At 49.8% G+C, this 17,188-nt stretch carries 19 protein-coding genes; 10 read left to right on the top strand and 9 right to left on the bottom strand.

The features are described 5' to 3' along the window. The 7 genes from NFS22_RS23910 to NFS22_RS18970 all read left to right on the top strand — a co-directional run. A partial coding sequence (locus NFS22_RS23910; RefSeq protein ID WP_338148032.1) for a type IIL restriction-modification enzyme MmeI occupies positions 1-138 on the top strand: 138 nt, incomplete at its 5' end. Between the two features lie 109 nt (positions 139-247). After that, positions 248-970: a hypothetical protein gene (locus tag NFS22_RS18995; RefSeq protein ID WP_251319296.1), complete on the top strand. Its 723-nt coding sequence runs from the start codon at positions 248-250 to the stop codon at positions 968-970. Positions 971-984: 14 nt separating this feature from the next. Beyond that, entirely contained in the window at positions 985-1,824 is an 840-nt protein-coding gene (locus NFS22_RS18990) for a serine/threonine protein kinase (RefSeq protein ID WP_251319295.1), read from the top strand. Positions 1,825-1,844: 20 nt separating this feature from the next. Beyond that, positions 1,845-3,056 carry a hypothetical protein gene (locus tag NFS22_RS18985; RefSeq protein WP_251319294.1) on the top strand — a complete coding sequence of 404 codons (1,212 nt, stop codon included), beginning with the start codon at positions 1,845-1,847 and terminating at the stop codon, positions 3,054-3,056. A gap of 721 nt (positions 3,057-3,777) precedes the next feature. Continuing rightward, complete coding sequence (locus tag NFS22_RS18980; RefSeq protein ID WP_251319293.1) at positions 3,778-4,284, top strand: cupin domain-containing protein; 507 nt, start codon at positions 3,778-3,780, stop codon at positions 4,282-4,284. An 87-nt stretch (positions 4,285-4,371) separates the two neighbouring features. Next, on the top strand, positions 4,372-5,214 hold the full coding sequence (locus NFS22_RS18975) for a 4Fe-4S dicluster domain-containing protein (RefSeq protein WP_251319292.1): 843 nt from the start codon (positions 4,372-4,374) through the stop codon (positions 5,212-5,214). Next, entirely contained in the window at positions 5,156-5,680 is a 525-nt protein-coding gene (locus NFS22_RS18970; protein ID WP_420908892.1) for a TetR/AcrR family transcriptional regulator, read from the top strand. Before NFS22_RS18975 ends, NFS22_RS18970 begins: the two co-directional genes overlap by 59 nt. Before the next feature lie 89 nt (positions 5,681-5,769). Here NFS22_RS18970 and NFS22_RS18965 read toward each other — a convergent pair whose 3' ends face one another. The 4 genes from NFS22_RS18965 to NFS22_RS18950 form a co-directional block, all read right to left on the bottom strand. Then, positions 5,770-7,722: a TRAP transporter permease gene (locus tag NFS22_RS18965; RefSeq protein ID WP_251319290.1), complete on the bottom strand. Its 1,953-nt coding sequence runs from the start codon at positions 7,720-7,722 to the stop codon at positions 5,770-5,772. 78 nt (positions 7,723-7,800) lie between these two features. Then, on the bottom strand, positions 7,801-8,880 hold the full coding sequence (locus NFS22_RS18960; protein ID WP_251319289.1) for a TAXI family TRAP transporter solute-binding subunit: 1,080 nt from the start codon (positions 8,878-8,880) through the stop codon (positions 7,801-7,803). A gap of 132 nt (positions 8,881-9,012) precedes the next feature. After that, a complete protein-coding gene (locus NFS22_RS18955; protein ID WP_251319288.1) occupies positions 9,013-10,035 on the bottom strand; it encodes an Ldh family oxidoreductase in 1,023 nt (340 codons plus the stop codon). Positions 10,036-10,057: 22 nt separating this feature from the next. After that, complete coding sequence (locus NFS22_RS18950; RefSeq protein ID WP_251319287.1) at positions 10,058-10,723, bottom strand: RraA family protein; 666 nt, start codon at positions 10,721-10,723, stop codon at positions 10,058-10,060. Positions 10,724-11,061: 338 nt separating this feature from the next. On the opposite strand from NFS22_RS18950, the gene NFS22_RS18945 reads away from it, so the two are divergent. Beyond that, positions 11,062-11,949, top strand: coding sequence for a LysR family transcriptional regulator (locus NFS22_RS18945; protein ID WP_251319286.1), 888 nt, complete (start codon positions 11,062-11,064; stop codon positions 11,947-11,949). Positions 11,950-12,487: 538 nt separating this feature from the next. Here the strand turns inward: NFS22_RS18945 and NFS22_RS18940 are convergent. Then, positions 12,488-12,847 (bottom strand): hypothetical protein, encoded by a 360-nt coding sequence (locus NFS22_RS18940; protein WP_251319285.1) that lies wholly within the window; start codon positions 12,845-12,847, stop codon positions 12,488-12,490. Then, on the bottom strand, positions 12,795-12,971 hold the full coding sequence (locus NFS22_RS18935) for a hypothetical protein (protein ID WP_251319284.1): 177 nt from the start codon (positions 12,969-12,971) through the stop codon (positions 12,795-12,797). The genes NFS22_RS18940 and NFS22_RS18935 overlap by 53 nt, the downstream gene beginning before the upstream one ends. Before the next feature lie 116 nt (positions 12,972-13,087). On the opposite strand from NFS22_RS18935, the gene NFS22_RS18930 reads away from it, so the two are divergent. Further along, positions 13,088-13,420, top strand: coding sequence for a helix-turn-helix domain-containing protein (locus tag NFS22_RS18930; RefSeq protein WP_338148031.1), 333 nt, complete (start codon positions 13,088-13,090; stop codon positions 13,418-13,420). Positions 13,421-13,752: 332 nt separating this feature from the next. On the opposite strand, the gene NFS22_RS18925 is transcribed toward NFS22_RS18930, so the two are convergent. Then, positions 13,753-14,391, bottom strand: a complete 639-nt coding sequence (locus tag NFS22_RS18925; protein WP_251319283.1) for a hypothetical protein — start codon at positions 14,389-14,391, stop codon at positions 13,753-13,755. Between the two features lie 197 nt (positions 14,392-14,588). On the opposite strand from NFS22_RS18925, the gene NFS22_RS18920 reads away from it, so the two are divergent. After that, the gene (locus tag NFS22_RS18920; RefSeq protein WP_251319282.1) at positions 14,589-15,059 is read left to right on the top strand and encodes an LURP-one-related/scramblase family protein; all 471 of its coding nucleotides are present in this window, start codon (positions 14,589-14,591) and stop codon (positions 15,057-15,059) included. 89 nt (positions 15,060-15,148) lie between these two features. On the opposite strand, the gene bcp is transcribed toward NFS22_RS18920, so the two are convergent. Together bcp and NFS22_RS18910 are read right to left on the bottom strand one after the other, a co-directional pair. Then, complete coding sequence (gene bcp / locus NFS22_RS18915; protein ID WP_251319281.1) at positions 15,149-15,610, bottom strand: thioredoxin-dependent thiol peroxidase; 462 nt, start codon at positions 15,608-15,610, stop codon at positions 15,149-15,151. 23 nt (positions 15,611-15,633) lie between these two features. Then, positions 15,634-16,926 carry an RNA-binding domain-containing protein gene (locus tag NFS22_RS18910; protein WP_251319280.1) on the bottom strand — a complete coding sequence of 431 codons (1,293 nt, stop codon included), beginning with the start codon at positions 16,924-16,926 and terminating at the stop codon, positions 15,634-15,636. Positions 16,927-17,188 lie beyond the last annotated feature (262 nt).

Here is a 17,188-nt window from a genome sequence, read left to right as displayed (position 1 = left end):
ATGCCCCCGGAGCTGCGGAAGGCCCATCAGCAGAACGACCGGGCCGTCATGCAGGCGTATGGGTTTGACGTGGCGACTACCACCGAGACAAGCTGCGTGGCGGAGTTGATGAGGATGTATCAGAATCTGATAGTATAGTAAGTACTTTCATGTTTAGATAATATTTTATATTGGTCACCATACCTGCAAATATTTATTTTGTTTGCGCACAATATAGGGGATAAAAAGAAAGGTGGCGAACAGATAGATGGCCATTATTGAGGTATACGACAATTATTCTTTTCTGGGTATTAACTCTAGGCCAATAACTGTCGGTGAAGAATTTGATATGGTCACTAATTTTATAAATTATAGGAAAGAATGCTTCAAAGAGACAGCAAAAAAAAGTCTGGCAATATTTATTGAAACAAAAATAAATAATGCTTACCCAGATGTAGTTTTTGTTGAATATGATCCTTCGCGTTATGAGCGGTGGAATGTAAGCAGAAATAAATTATCTACAAGAGATCTTAAATTGTTGTATTTTATATACTCAAAAAGGAATGTAACTTCTCAAAGGATAGTAAAAGAGCTGTCTATTCAATATAAAACCTTATTGCAGTCATTGGAAGCATTGATGGATGCTAATCTCATTGAACGTAAAGCGGGAGCATGGATTATTCCAAACAAAAAAGAACTCTTCGGGGTAAAATATATTGAGGCTGTTGAAGCTAAAATAAGCAAGTGGGATGAAGTAATGCAACAAGCTATTATAAATACTTCGTTTGCTTCTGAAAGCTTTGTATTGTCCAAAAGGAAAAAAGCTCCTGATATTGAATTGGCAAAAAAAATGATCGCATTGGGAATAGGCATATATTTATATAATAACCAAGAGTTTATACAATATAGCCCTGCACACCACAATAGATTTCCATCCAATTATAATTCAATTTATCTAAATGAATGTATTGGTAGAATACTCAATAATTAAAAGGGTGAGAAAAAATGATAATGGATGAGTTGGTGAAAAAGTTTCCTTCGCTTAATATCTTGAAAAAGTTTCCAGAATCAGGACAGAAAGAAGTTTATTTGGTGCAACTAGATTCCTATGGAATGGCTATTTTAAAGATAGTAAAAGAAATGAACGAACGAATCCGTCGAGAAATCGATATTGTAAATCAAAATAATTTGCCCGGGGTACCAAAGATTAAAGAGATATCCTCTATTGAATTTGATGGAAATGAATACTTTTATTTATTTGAAGAGTATATTGAAGGAGAGACTTTGACAAATCGATTAAGAAAAGGAGCAATTCCTCTTACAGATAGCTTAAAACTTTTTGAGAGCTTGCTAATAGTTGTCGAAAAATTGGAATCGCTCAATATTGTACATCGAGACATTAAGCCAGATAACATTATTTGTTCTGATGATGGATCCTTTCACTTAATTGATTTTGGTATTGCAAGGAATCTGAACCTTCCTTCTCTGACATATACTGCTGCAGTTGTAGGCCCTCATACGCCGGGCTATGGTGCGCCGGAATTATTTCAGTATGATAAAGCAAGCATAAATAGCAAAGCGGATCTTTTTTCTGTAGGAGTTGTTGTGTATCAAGCTATTTTTGGAAAGCACCCGTTTATTACGGGGAAAGAAATGGACATTAATGAAATATGGTATCAGACTGTAACTGTAACACCAGAAAACTATCTCATTCCTGGGGATAGAGATAGTCAATTGATGGGATTGATTCAGACTCTAATGCAAAAGCAAGTAAGTAAACGTCCGCCAAGTGCAAAAAAAGCATTGGAATGGTTCTATACAGTTCAGAAAACACTAACCCTCTAAAAGGAGGATCGCTTAATTTAATGGAATTATTTTTACAATTTGGACATGGCATGAAAGCGCTAACACTTGATTTGTCAAAAAAATGGGACAAAACTTCAGTTATTTTGAGTCCAAGAGATATGGCACCTACACAATTAAAGACGTGGAGCATCGAATTTCAAAAAGCAGGAGTACAATGTTACTTCGACCCTCAATGTTATTGTCCAAAAAGTGAACTTAAACGGCTTAGTCAATATTCGTATTGGGATAGCAATCTAAATACTAAATTGCAACAAAATAACACCCCAATTGACCAGCAAATACAAGAAATTAAAAACTGCAATGATATTGCGAAATCTGTGGCATATATTTTGCCAAGCATTTTGAATAACTACGATTCATCATGGGCAAATCGGTTTTTACGTCAAACCAAGCGAATCATCGATTCAGGTCATAAATACATGAATGACAAGCCCTTATTAGCTACGCTGACGTTTCCCAAAGATTTTTTAGTGCAGAATGAAAATACAATTGAACCTGTGCTACAAGCGATTCTTGATTTGGACGTTGATGGTTTTTATATTATTGCAGAGGCCCTAGATCGAAAATATTTAGCAGATAATCCAATGTGGCTTTCTAATGTTCTCCATATATGCGCTACGCTCAAGATATCGGGGAAAAAAATAGTTTTTGGTTATGGAAATCACCAATTATTACCGTTAGCCCTGCTTAGAACTGATGCTATGGCATCCGGGTCATGGTTAAATGTTAGGAGTTTTACCAATAGATTTATTGATACTGATGAACAAAAGCGAAAGAGTACATGGGTATATTATCCAGAAGCACTATCAGAATACAAGTTGTCATTTATGGACTGGGCATTTAATCATGGACACTTGGCCTCAATGAAATCAAAAGACAAGGACTTTTTAGATGAAGGTATAAGCAAAATATTTCAATCATCGGCACCTCCGTCTGCCACTGGATTTAACGAAACTGACGCATTTAAACATTACCTTTGTTGTCTTAAACACCAAGTCTCACTTTTGAATAGGCCAAGTTATCAAGAGACACTTGATAGTTATGAAATGCTACTAGTTACGGCAGAACGAGAAATTGAACGCCTTGAAAAATGTGGAGTGTATGCTCAAACTCGTAGTTTTAGAGATGTTATTGATGTTAATCGAGCCGCAGTTACTCAGTTAAAAAGAAGCCATGGATTTTCTTTAAAGATGTCATGGGATTCACTGTAATAATCAATTTGACTTTGTATATCCGATGGCATTTTTGTAACAGCACTCTATCCTGCCTCTAATTATTTCTAACAGAACATCAAAAAATGAGATTCGAACAGCTTCAAGGACTTTCGCAGTTTTGTTCCATATGAAGTACGGAATCCCTTGTGCCGCAACGGTTTCAACAGGTATTACCAGGGAGAAGCAAACACACACAGGGACATACCATGTTCCCTTCGAGTTCTGTTGTCTCCACCAACTTGCATTGACAAAAAAGATGCAGACAAAAACCCCGCACTTTGGTGCGGGATTTTTGCTATATATTTGTATTTATGAAGAAAAACTAGAATATTTTCCGACTATTTCAAAAATCTAGCTCCGTAAAATAAAAATAACGCACCAGAGATGCAAATTTACCGGATTTTAGAATTTTTGGAAATCGTGGTGACTTGAACTCTCTGGCACTCAAAAAGAGGAAAAAGCCGCCCACAGTCCTGCCTGAGTGATCGGCAGACTGTGGGCGGCTTTTTCGTTTTCCAATCTGTTCACATTGGTGGTTATGCTTGCTTTGTCTCTCATTCTTTAGTGGTCTTGGTAATAGCTTTCCTCACGCCTTTCAGCTATACTTGCCTTGCAATTAGCGGAAAGGAGAAGGCCAAGGCCACTTAGTTGCTTGGAAGCGCAGAGAACAAGGTCGACTTTTGTACTTTTGTTTTTTAAGTGAAAGGAGGCATTTCCTGTGGCAAGAAAGTGGGGTCATCTGTTTGTATCCCCCAGCTATCCCAAGCACCCTGTACTGGACTCCATTCTGGATCACAACGGAAAGTTGAAGACTGGCCGCACCCTGGGCCAGACCTATGCGAATGAGGAGCTCTTTCCCGATGGGCATGTCAACTTCAGTCTCTCCTGGTTCTATGAGATTCCCGAGGTAAATCCCATTGTAGGGGAGCACGTCCACGATGCCGACGAGCTGATTTTCTACATGCCCAGCTTCAACGACAAGGACGACGACGTCAACGCCGTCTGGGGTGAGGCGACCTTGTATATTGAAGGCGAGCCCTACAAAGTGACCGACAACTGCTGTATCTACATCCCGGGCGGTGTGCCCCACGGCCCCTTCGAGTGGAACCGCATCGACCGCCCCCACCTGTTCCTCACCGTTATGCTCAGCGCCGAGTATACCAGGGAGATCGACGGCAAGAAATACCGCCATGTCAACGGCGCTTATGTCCCCGTGGAGGAGTGACGCCCTTGGTGCAGCAGTTCTTGACATCGACCTATCAAACCTCCAACGGGCCTGAATTTGTATTTTAAATGATAATTGGAGGGCAAAATGAACCAATTTCTTAGAGGAACTCAACACAATCTCAGCAGCATCGACATTCTCTGGGGCCTGACCGATCAGAGCCCTCAGGAGGAGATCTGTGAAAAGGCATTTCAGCTGATTTCCGAGTGCCAGTACATTAGCGTGTCCATGGTAAGCAACGGACATCCAGAGAGCCGGGTCATCGACCTCCAGCGGCTTAAGGACGGACGCATGATATTCATAACCTCTAAATACAAGCCTTTTTATCAGCAGCTGTGCAAATGTCCTGAGATCGTGGCCTGCCTTCCCATCGACACATGGTTTATGATCCGTGTGCGCGCCTTTGTTAAGGAGGTGTCAGAGGACCAGGCCATCCGGGACGAGTATTTCGAGGCAAACCCGGGAACAAAGCTGATGTATCGGAACAATCTCTCTGCTGTGGCCTTCTTTGTGCTGGAGAAGGGAGAGGGAGAGATGTTCCATCTCTACAACAGCGAGCGGGTCCGGAGGGTGCGTTTCGGTTTTGGCGGATTAACTCCCTGGCCGCTCACCTATTCTATCAGCTACCAGTGTGTCGGCTGCGGCATTTGCCAGGAGAACTGTGCGGAGCAGGCCATCTTCAAGGGCAGTGACGGAAAATACCATATCAGCCACATGGACTGCGACGACTGCGGTATCTGCTATACCAAATGTCCCAACGCCGGCACGGCTCTGCTGAGTCGGCTGGAGGCCTATGAAGAGGACAAAAGAAACTGTGATCCTGTCCGTTTCCAACCGGCTGTTCCTACGGGACGGGTATCAGGCCACCACTATGCGCAAAATTGCCCAGGAGGCGGAGGTGAGCCCGGGCCTGGCCACCTATTTTTTTAAGAGCAAGCGGCATATCGCCGTCAGGGTATTACAGACCTACCTGAGCGATTTGCGGAGCAGGGTCAGCGCGGCGGTGAATATTGTCCAGCAGCCGCTGGTCCATTCGGCTGCTATGGTCCGGATCTGTGATGTTTTCTTTATGTCTCCGGATTACAGAGCCTTTTTTCTGGATTGCCTGCGCTATGACATCTATATGGAGAGCCTGCAGCGAATGGGTACCAGATCCTATGAGAGCATCATGAACAAGTATCATATCTCAGAAAATCCTGATTTGATCCTTTTGTCAGATAACTATATTCCGCCCAGCATCGAGCGGGTCCTGCTGCTGGAAAAGGAAAAGGGAAATTTTCAAGGGATCAGCTACGATGATGTGCCCGATATTGTCTTCTCCGCTTCGCTGGGACGCTTCCATGACCGCGCGGATTTCGGGAAGGAATCCAGAGCGCTATCTCGCAGGCCAGGATAATCGCACCTCAGATTCTTGAGGAGCTTCCGGAACAGGAGATATACCAACGGCAGCTTTTTCCGATGTGACTGCAAAGAAATGATTTTGCCTCATGCGGCGGGGACCTGTGAGGCCCGCCGTTTCTGATAGAGATTGATAAGCAGCATAGCCGCAACACCTGCCACGCTCATAATGACGCTGGTCTGGAAGGAGGTGGTGGTGAAGGAGGCGAAGAACAGACACGCACTGGTCAACCCGCACAAAATCCGAACAACTGGAGAGAGCGCCCCGTGGAGATGGTTTTCAATACAGGAGACCATCATATAGAAAGCGAGAGCAGTAATGAGCGCAGTGATTACCATCTCCAGCGGTGTACCATTGATCAGCGGGGTGAACAGGAACATGAAGGGGACCAGATAGAAGGTGGAGCCCATTTCCAGAGCGGTGAAGCCTGTCTTCATGGGGCTGGACTCGGCAATTCCGGCGGCCACAAAGGCGGTAATGCACACGGGGGGTGTAATGCCGGCCAACTGGGTAAACCAGAAGATTAGCAGGTGGGCCGCAATGGGGGTGACCCCCAGGGAGATCAGGGCGGGAGCTCCCAGGGCGGAGAGGATGATATAGCAGGAGGCGGAGGGCAGCCCCATACCGATGATATAGGACATGACGATGTTGATTAGCACAATCCCCATCAGCTTGCCGCCGCCCAGAAGCATGACAATGGAGGTGCTCTTCAGCAAAAATCCTGTCTTTGACATGATGGCCACGATGACAGAGGCACAGGCCATCACGCCGATCACGGAGGTCATAGAGATGGAGCACTTCTCAATGGCCAGGGCCAGCTGCTTCAGGGATAACCGAGAGTCCTTGTAGCAGGCGGCCATAGCCAGAATCAGCAGGCAACAGACCGCAGCCGACAGGGCGGGGGTATATTTCATGACCAGCAGTGCGCACAGCACCACGATCGGGACGATCATGGGGGTACAGGTCATAAGGCTCCGCCCCAGCGGGGGCAGGTCCTCTTTCGGGAGGCCCCGCATTCCCTTCTTCCGGGCTTTGGTGTCCACAAAGAACCAGACCGTGATATAGAACAGCAGGGCGGGGAGGAAGGAGGCCTTGACCACGTCCCAATAGGCCACGCCAATCCCGTCGGCGATGAGGAAGGCCACCGTTCCCATAATGGGCGGAGTTACCTGCCCACCTGAGGAGGCCACCGTCTCCACTGCCCCTGCCTCCTCGGGGGTGTAGCCGATTTTTTTCATCAATGGGATGGTCAGTGTGCCGGTGGTCACCACATTGGCCACTGTACTGCCGGAGATCATACCCATACAGCCGCTGCTCAGCACAGCCACCTTGGCAGGCCCGCCTGGCTTGTGCCCAGCCACGGATAGGGCAATGTCCATAAAACGCTTATCTCCGCCGGTCTCCTGGAGGAAGACCCCGAAAGAGATGAATACAAACAGGGTGCCGGCGCAGATGGCGGTCATAGAGCCGAAGAAGCCCTCAGTGGTAAGGTACAGGCAGTCCACAAGCTTGTTCAGGGTAAAGCTCCGGTGCATCAGCATAGCGGGCATATAGTTGCCCAAAAATGCGTAAGCGATGAACACCCCGGCGATGACGCTCATGGCCAGGCCCACCGTGCGGCGGCTGACCTCCAGCACCAGAACAATCAGGACCACCGCTGTCACCTTGTCCCAAAATTGAATCTCGCTGTAATAGGGGATTCGGGCGATAAAACGGGCGTTGTTCATAACAGTATACAGCCCGCAGGCCAAAGCCAGAACAGAGCAGATCAGGTCGGGGACAGAGGGACGGTCTCTGGGGGAAGCCTTGCGGGCGGGAATCCATAGAAAGCTGAGAGACAGAAGGACGCCAAGGGCGATACCGATCTGAATCATAGGGAGGAAAACGCCGAAAAATGCAGTATAAAATACAAATATGGTCAGAGAAAAACCGAGTATAAAGGCGTAGACACGATACGGGCCATAGAGCGTCCGCTTAGAGGTGGCCTCCGCGCTCTCCTCCGTCAATTCCTCTCTGGTCTTTTGCCAGGGCAGTTTCATAGATTACCTCCTGTCGTATACGAAGAGGAGCCCTGCCCCATGGGCAGGGCTCCTAAAATAGCCAGGATCAGTTCTGGATCACATCAGGCCGACCTCTTTCCAGAACTGCTCCGCGCCGGGATGGACGGGAACAGTCAGATTGTTGACCATATCCTCCTTGTCAAAGGCGGCGTAAGCAGTTTGGACAGTCTCGAAATACTCCTTGTTCTCATACATGGTTTTAGCCAGAAAATAGGCCACCGCATCGGGGCAGTCGTCCCGAACAATGAGCACCGACTTCATGCCAACCGTGAGCACATCCTCCTCCTGACCCGGGTAGGTACCGGCAGGGATCGTGATGATCTCCCAGTCGTACTTCTCGGCCAGGGCCTGGGCAATATCCTCCTCAATGCCCAGAATTTTGGAGGAACGGCCTGTCATCAGCTCGGTCAGGCTGGCGTTGGGAAGGGCACGGTTCAGGCTAATCAGATCAAAGTGGTGATCGGAGTAGGCGTCCGTCAGGGCGCTTCCGTCCGCCACATAGACGGAGTTATTGGAGAGTTCCTCAGCGGTGGTGCCGTACTCGGCCAGCGCCAAGTCCATCAGCATGTCGGCGGCGTTGCCAGCGGGCAGAGTACCGATAGAGATTTTGGTCCCGCTGGCAATCAGCTCGCCTACGGTGTTCTCCTTGACGCTGGCGTCACAGACCAGATAGAGCAGACTGCTGTCCAGGGAGGCAATCCCCCTCAGACAGTCCACTTTCTCTGTATAGGGTTCGGTGCCCTCCATAGAGGCGCTGAGGAAGATGCCCTGAGAGAGGCCGATCATCGCCTCGCCGCTGGCCATAACCATGGGGTTTGCTACGGAACCGCCAGTGGTGGCGGTGATGGGGAAACCGGAGAAATAGCCGTTGGCCTTGTCAGCGATGGCAGCGCCGATCTGAGCCCAGCCGCCTCCGGAAGGGCCGGTGACAAACTCCATCACGTCAAAGGTCATGCCCTCCTCAAAGGAAGGACCTGTGCTGCTGTCTCCGGCGCTTCCGGAAGAGGAGGCAGTGGGGGACCCGCTGCTCTTGCTGGCATCAGCACTGGAACCGGCCGGCGCGGAGGAATTGCCGCACCCGGCAAGGATAGTAAGGAGCATCGCTATGGACAGCATGGCAGAGATTCGTTTTTTCATTATTCTTCCTCCTTATGTATGAAATTTATGTTTATTGCCCTGGTCAAAGAAATAGGAGCTTTTGTTTTATAACTTTGGACAGGACAAAAAAACATTGGTAGATGGTTCCTGTCGGACGAAAAATAGGATATTTTATAAAAGGCAAGAGGGAATGTCCAGATTTTTAGCCTGTGCCATTTCCGCCAGTTGAGCTGCCGTGCTGTCGCTTATTGAGATGCCGGCACATCGGCGCCGGTCAGCGCACCGAGCTTCAAACTGGCCAGGATAACTCACGGACTGGAAGCCGGAAGCGGGTGGAGTGTTGTTGACGATCTGCAAAAACTCCCCGCTGCGCCGCTGATAGTCCTCTATCGCGCAGAATAATTCCAGGCGAAATGCGGTAAGGACCCAATTGAACTCTACCGGAGCGCCCAGCATTCCGTAACATAGCAGCTCGTTGATCATACCCATCCCGCTGCCTTTTGGGCCGGCCGAAGGGAGCATTACGCCTCCGTCGAAGTAGTCTGCCGGATCGGTGGATGGATTTCCATGCTTATCCAGAATCTGTCCGGCCGGCAGGGGAACGCCCTTCCTCTGTGCCAGGCGCAGCTTGCCGCCGGCGGAGGATGAGGTGGCAAAATCGGCGGAAAGAGGGATCCCCTCCATTCCCGGCATAGCGAAGGCTACCGGGTTGGTGCTCATAACCCCCTTTGTCCCTCCAAAGGGGGCGACGGAGGGATGCTCCTTATGTCCGCCTCCTCCATAGACACAGCCAAAGCAATTGTGGTTGGCTAGAGCCTCTGCGTAGGCCCCCACCCGGCCCGTGTGGCCCACGTCCGTCACTGCGGCCACCGCCATGGACTGGTTGGGAAAGGTGCTCAGGATCTGATCTACCGCCCGCTGCATGGCGACGATGCCAAATCCTTGGTTGCCCTTCACTAAAAAAGCACCGGGAGCTAAAGTCTGTACCACGGGACTGGCCTTGCCGTCTACCTTGCCCTCCACCATAAATCGGGCATACTCAAAAAGCCGCATCGCCCCCTGAGACTCCACGCCCTTCAGGTCGTTGTCCACCAAGTGGTCAGTGATTACGCTGGCATTTTCGAAGGAAGCCCCATATGCCTGCAAGAACTGAACACCAAAGGAACGCAGGATATTACTGTCGATGGTCTTCATTTATACTCCTCCTGCCCCGATTCTACGTGCGCATTACCGGCTTGCGGCCGCTAATGGCGTTCAGCTCCTCTAGGCTGACCTGCTGTTCCACTGCCTGAGCTAAGGCGATCTCGATCTCACCGATCTCCTCCGCCTGATAGATGATCTCCTCTACCCGTTGGGCTGGGAGAATGACAATACCATCCCCGTCGCCCACCACAATGTCTCCAGGGTTGATGCGGCAGCCGTCCAGATCGATTGGCACATTAATGGCGGCCAGCTGGAGCTCCTCAGCATAGGGCTTGGTCCCGCTGCCCTTACAATAGAAGGGCATGGAGTGTGACATAATCTCTTCCTTGTCCCGGATGCAGCCGTCCACTACGATTCCGGAAGCTCCGGCCAACTCTGCTACCCGAGCTACGTTGCCGCCGGTGAGCCAGCAGCGGGTATTCTGAGCGGCCACTACCATGACCTGCCCTTCAGTGCACATCCTGGCAATTGTGAACTGCCCAGGTAAGCCACCCGGTTGGCCGGGCTGCTTGGGGATATACTGAACCGTAAGTGCAGGACCTACCATGTTGGGAATATGACCATTTTGCAGACGATATATCCCTTTTGTATAGCCGGAGATGCCCAGACGCCGCATGGCATCCGTCAGATCCCCCGTGGGGGTCTTTTTCAAAAACGCTATCATTGCCGCGTAATCCATTGCTGATACATCCTTCGATATCGCAGATTTACGGTGATTAAACTTGGGAGCACCGTATAACACCCGAATTCTTCGTTGCCAGAAGAGTGAGAATACTTGAAAGCAGCGGGCCGCCGTTTTGTTTAGTTTATCGCCATGGAGCTAAGATGTCTAATACTTATTTCTGGATTATAACTATAGATATTTTTTTATAATATTTTTTCTGATAAAAATTGAATATCGTTTAAATTGTCAAAATTATTTGGAAAAATTTTTTATCACTATTTAAACTTGACAATAATAGGAGTAGAACAATAAAATATTAATAAATTAAAATCTATTGAGAGAAGGCGGCTGCCATGACCCTGCTGCAGTTACAATATTTTCAGGCCTTGGCCAGGACATTGCACTATACCAGAACTGCGGAACAGCTTCGAATTTCACAACCCAGTCTCAGCGCGGCGATTAGAGAACTTGAGCGGGAGCTGGGGGTCAAGCTGTTTCAGAAGGAGAATCGAAAGGTCTCGTTGACCTTAAACGGACAGCGTTTCTTTTCTTATGTGGATCAGGCGATGTACCTTCTGCAGGAGGGTGTGGATCTTATGCAGGAATCTGCAGACTCAGCTCAGCAGGTTGTCCGGCTGGGCTATTTTCAAAGTATCGCCGCCACGATTATTCCCGAATTGGTAAAGGGTTTTTACAAGCAAGAGGAAACAACCCGAATTTTATTCCACTTTACTGAGGTGTCATCCTACGATGTACTCAGTCGAATCCGGTCCGGGGCGCTGGACTTAGGCTTTAGTTTTCATCAGGCGGATTGGGCACAATCTATTCCAGTCGAACGTCAAACTCTCTACCTGGCAGTGCCTTCCAGCCATTTTTTGGCAGAGCGGGATTCTGTCTCCTTTTCTGACTTTGCATCTGAGCCCCTGATTGCCCTGGGAAGAAACAGCAGTCTGAGAGTCAATTTAGACGAGGCGTTTTCCAGAAATGGCATGATTCCTAAAAATATATTTGAGGTACGGGAGTGCAATGCAGCACTTCAATATGTGAGCCTGGGCTTTGGCGTTTCAGTGTTGCCCAAGGTACCGGCAATGAATTCAGATAAAATATCTATGCTGCCCATTGTGGACCCGGAAGGCGATTTTGTCCGAACTATTTATTTTACCTATTGTAAAGAGCGCGTCCTTCCCTTAGCGGCCCAAAAGGTAAAGGATTATATTTTACATCATTTTATCCAGCCGTAGCAAATTTTAAGCGAAACCAGCGAAAGTTAGCCTTGATTGTATGAGCTATCAGGCTTTGTATAAAACTGAATATGTATTGACATTACACGTCTACCAAATATCTACCCAAACCGCCTCCAATCCCCTGTGCCCCAGGGATTGGGGGCCTTTCCATGTTTAGGACGTCTACCGGATCATCAGTGCCTCGCGTAGAGCCAGTTCCAGATAATCCCGGCTGCCTATCCGATACAGCCCCTCAAAAGTTGCCCTGATCTGATTGCGTAGGTCAAGGTAGGCATAAACCTCCTCCGTCTGCTGAAAAAGTAACCCTTGAAATTTCCATCTGTTCCGTAAAACATTCTGATTAATTTCGGAGAAGGTGGTATTTTACTCATACTGGGGAACTAACCTGACAGCAGCAGCCCCAATATCTGCATCCTGGGCCGGTCAAAAACAACATCCCACTCTTGGAAAATCTTTTCGATGATGGGATTTTTGCATTAGATGGCGATTTACCTGAATAATTAGTTTTTTGTCATAGTTTGTTAAGCAGTGTTTCTTAATATAGCGCCCACCAGTAGTCGAAAACCTTGCGGTAGCTGTTTCCTTTCTGAGGGAGACATGGATAAGCCCGCACCTTTTTGCTACTCACCCGCTTGAGCCAACGCTGGCATTTACTGTTCTTGGGATACTTGATGTACTTGCCTGTGTGCAGGAGAGTCTTTCCCTCAAAACCACAGTCCACATAACCCCGATGGGGCGCATAGCCGGAAAGCTGGATAATGGCCAGCCGTTGATTCGTCTTTTCCTGCCCTTTCCTGCGGCGATACCGACGGCCGGTCCGACGCTGGCAGCTTGGCGCTTTCTCAGACTTCTCCAAGAGCGCGGCAAGTTGCTCGTTTAACTCTATATCGGTCATAAACTTTCTCGCTTGGCACAGTGCGGGTAATTGGATTGACCCCATACCAGGAGCCGCGCTGCTTGGCATGGTATTCTTTCTGCGCCTTTTTACTGCGTTTGTTCAGCGGCACCATCTGCGCCATCGGAAGCCCTCCTTTCACCAGGTATCTTTCTAACATTTTTATTACAAATCCACACAACATCTTGCCATTCTGCCCACATCCTGCTATTCTACACTGCCAGAATGGAGGCGATTGTCATGTACCTGAACCAATTCCCCGTCATCGACCTTCCCGCCACCGGGGCCAATATCCGCCGGCTGCGGCAGACGAAGGGCCTTTCCGTCCGGGATCTCCAGCAGTTCTTCGGCTTTGAGGAGCCACAAGCCATCTACAAATGGCAGCGAGGCCAGAGCCTGCCCACAGTGGACAACCTCTACGCCCTGAGTACCCTGCTGGACGTACCCATGAATGACATCCTGGTTGCGGCCGATTTTTCTGATATTTGTACCATGAGCGGCGGGCCGGAGCCTGCCGCTCATCTTTTTTATCCGCGGGCGCAGGGGGCATGGCGAAACTTCAAAGCCGCTTAGGCCCTTATCCACTGCATCCGGACCGGACAGCATCCTGTGGGATTCCGGTCTTGCCTGGACTTGGCGACTTGTAAGTCGGTCCCGAAGGACCATGTTCCAAAATAGAGAAGCGTAAGGGCGGTTTTTCAGTTCGCGCATTGGGAAGGGGGCAAAAGCGCACTGCACGGAGCACGGGGAGAAGCGTCTGACGCTATCTCTCAAACAAATACAGCATTTTGCAGATGCTCTCCGAATATGTTTCTTCGCGATGTGCGGTATCATCATTCATCCGCACCTGAACCGGCCGTCACGGGTTCTCCATTCCCCATACCCGCCGCGCCTGAGGTTAGAGGTTACTCGGACTGCCGCTGGATGAAGTCAGACAGGATGGTGTCGAAGCTGTCGTTCATCTCAAAGGGGAGGGCGTAGTCCACCGCAGTATTAACCAGGCACTGGTCCAGCTTGGCGGACACCTCGTCGGCCCTGCGGCCCAACTCGGTGGCCATGCCCCGGATCTTATTGCGGTCAAAGTTGACGGTGGTCACCCGCTTGGCGTCGCAGCGGTAGCTCACCTGATTGCCCTTGCCGTTAAACCGGTAGCCGCTGCCGCCGTTGGAGAGTACCACCTCACTGTTGCGCAGGACTGCCATCCGGCGGAAGATATCGGCCAGGTTCTGCCGGACCCGGTTCAGGCCGGTCTCGCTGTCCATGTCCAGGGGCAGCTTGGACTTGGCGGCACAAATGGCGGCGCTGAGCTTCTCCCGCTCCACCAGCATGGACATCAGGAACACAGCCACCTGGTTGATGTGCTCTGCGTACTCGCTGGGAGCGGCTTCCTCAGTCACCGCGTCCTGGGCCTCCGGCATGACCTTGCTGCGCAGGTGGGTGGTGGTGACCTTTAGGATGTTGCTCCGGTCCTGGAGGATGTCCCCCGCCTCGTCCATCAGGGCTTGCAGCTTGTTCTGCGCCCGGAAAGCGTCTTTCAAGTTCATGGTGTTCCACTCCTTTGCTCTGTCGTTGTGTCCCTATCATACAGGCAGCGGAACGGTTTGTCATTGAACCGGTGGTTTAATTGGGTAGTGAGAGGCATCTTCTTCTCGCAAAAATGATTTGTGTTTCTTGAATGTATATGGTATCTTATTGAAGATAGTACAAACTTTTTTTCACAAGCTGCGGGAGGCGCTCCAATATGAGACTATTATTTAAACAGAGATTTTTCTCCTGGTTCGACAGCTACGACATCTTTGATGAGGACGGCAACACAGTCTACGTTGTCAAGGGCGAGTTGAGCTGGGGACACCGGCTCCAGATTTACGACGCGATGGGAAACCCGGTTGGCCGGGTGCAGGAACGGATCCTGACCTTTCTGCCCAAGTTTGAACTGTATATGGAAGAGCGGCTGGCCGGCGAGATTGTCAAAGAGTTCACCCTGTTTCGCCCCAAATTCCAACTGGACTGCAACGGCTGGACCATCGAGGGCGACTTCTGGGAATGGGACTACACCGTCATGGATGGGGCCCGAACCGTCATGCGGCTGTCCAAAGAACTCTGGAACTGGACCGACACCTACAGCATGGAGATCACCCGTCCGGAGGATGCCCTGTACTGCCTGATGATTGTGCTGGCCATCGACGCTGTGAAATGCTCCCAAGGCAGCTAGTTCTTGCCGCTGAGGGTAGTACCACGAATAACAGCTCTGCCGTCCCGCATTTGCGGAATGGCAGAGCTGCTTTTATGAGCTGCTACTCGTTATTTCGCTGTAAGATATTCCAAAATCTGCGCGGCATTAGTATCGGGCTTCACCTTGGGCATTGCCTTTTCGATCATACCATTCTCATTGATCACAAAGGTGGACCGCACCACACCCATGCTCACCTTGCCGTAGAGCTTTTTCTCCTGCCACACACCGTAGGCCTGGATGGCGGTCAGTTCCGGGTCGGAGAGCAGGATGAACGGCAAACCGTGCTTCTCCGCAAACTTCTGGTGGGAGGCCACCGAGTCCTTGCTGACGCCAATGACCACCGCATTGATCTTCTTGAACTCCTCATAGGCTCCGGCGAAAGCGCAGGCCTGACGGGTGCAGCCTGGAGTATTGTCCTTGGGATAGAAGTACAGTACCACCTTTTTGCCCGCAAAATCGGCCAGGGATACCGGATTGCCGTTCTTGTCCGGCAGGGTAAACTCCGGGGCTTTCGTTCCAACTTCCAACATTTTGTTGTCCTCCTCAAGTGTCTTTATAAATGATATTTCGTATTTTTCCCATTCCCGCTTTTTTGAATCAATCCCAGTTCCAGCAGCCTCTTCAGCACCCGGATCGTCGCGCTTTGAGACAACCCCGTCTCCGCCTCAATCTCTGTCCTTGAAACAGACTGCCGGGCAGAAACGCACTTCAAAATCTGATACTCTTTTTCAGATAACAGGCTTTCCTCTGATGCTGTTTCTGCCCTGTAATTTACATTGGGCAGCGTGATCTTGAATGCGTTTTCGGATGTTTCCACCACAGGCTGGCAGGGACAGCCGGCATAGCATTCTTTAATTTTCAGCATTCCCGTGCCAAACGCCTCAATAAGATGTAATCGATAAAAAACATTTGCCAGACGACGGTTGCGGGGAACGGAAATCCCCATCATTACGTCGCTCATGGCAATTCCCTTCGGCAAACCGCCCAAAGTTACAAATTCGATCCGGTCATCGAAGATGCTGATGAACGTGGAGCCGCTATAAGAATAGTCCCGGTGAACAATGGCATTGAACAGCGCTTCCCGCAGGGCCTCTGGCGGATAATCCCGTGTATCCACCCGTCTTAAGCCCGGAAATTCCGCACGGGTCCGATTGAACCGGTCAATATAGGTATAGATCTCCTCCGTCTGCCGGAACAGAGAACCGGAAAACTCGGCCCGGTCCTTGAAAACGGTCTTGCTGGAGCCTTGAAAAACCGCCAGCTTTGCGGTGTGTGTACACTGGTCGGAGAGGAGCAGCCCCAGATTGGTAAAAACTCCGTCCTCACTGATAAGCCCCAGCGTACGCTTTTGTTCTTGCCCCAGAGGGATATTTTCCCCCGCGAAAAAACGCTCCGTATCCCGAAAGGTCAATTCCTGATTCAGGGAACGGGTTGACTCATAGTCATCGCCGTCCGTCTCTTTAATCATTTTCAAAATGGCGCTCCCGGTGGCCGGGACGGTGGATGCCCCCTGCCGGACAAAGACTCCCTCCGGGCGCAGTCCTTTGGATGCGAGATAATAAGGGCAGGCGGTGCCCTTCTGGACGTTGACCGCAACCACGTCCTTGCCATCCATCTCCCGCTTTTCGCACAGCAGAAACATGGTAATATCCGGTTTGATAGAGTCCCGCATGGCATTGGTCACCTTGAGCATGGTCCCATCCACATCCGGGATACCGATGACTGTGCCGTCATCCTCCACGCCGATCAGAACCTCACCACCTCTGGTATTTGCGAAAGCGATGATGGTCTTCTTAATGTCGTCCGTATACTCCCGTTTGAATTCTGTGGTCATTCCTTCCGTCATAGCAGCTCACCTCATATAGATGATACCACCATTATATGCGTTCTAACCACAAATGTAAAGAAAAATGATTCGAATCGGTTAGGATGATTGGAACCATATCCTCAATGGCGTCTCCATCCAGCAGGATCTCCACCTCGTATTCCTCCGTGCCTTCACCGTGGCGGTGCAGCCGTCCTCCGTGCGCTCCAGATCTGAGACCCGGTCCTCTTCAAAGTAAGCCCTGCCCCGTTCCAGAATGTGGGGCTGAAACCAGTTCTTCCAG

The sequence above is a fragment of the Flintibacter muris genome, assembly GCF_943192995.1.
GTDB lineage: Bacteria > Bacillota > Clostridia > Oscillospirales > Oscillospiraceae > Lawsonibacter > Lawsonibacter muris.
The sequence above is the reverse complement of the archived record's forward strand: the minus strand, read 5'-3'. Positions and strand labels throughout refer to the sequence as shown.